This is a genomic window from Vibrio sp. 10N.222.52.B7 (assembly GCF_041474275.1).
Classification (GTDB): Bacteria; Pseudomonadota; Gammaproteobacteria; order Enterobacterales; family Vibrionaceae; genus Vibrio; species Vibrio crassostreae_C.
On the sequence record NZ_JBFRTU010000607.1, the window covers coordinates 1 to 210 of the forward strand.

At 38.1% G+C, this 210-nt stretch carries 1 protein-coding gene; it reads left to right on the forward strand.

The genetic code is table 11. From position 1 onward, the window contains the following. Positions 1-38: 38 nt before the first annotated feature. The coding region (locus tag AB4512_RS24425; protein ID WP_372176070.1) for a Dyp-type peroxidase domain-containing protein at positions 39-210 on the forward strand (172 nt) is incomplete at its 3' end.

The following is a 210-nucleotide window of genomic DNA, read 5'->3' on the forward strand; positions in this document are numbered from 1 at the left end:
CAATTATACTTAGAAGCTAAAAATGAAAGGATTAATCTATGCTTAACATCTCAAATGAGCAGCCTAAAATTCAAAGTGCTATCTTGCCAGAAGCAGGGCCTTTCGCTCTTTATGTTCAACTAAAAGTGAATGAGAACGCTGCTAGCGTATTAGCGGAACTTCAAAAGCTACCGAGTTTAATCGACGAACTAAACCAAACTCAACCAGATG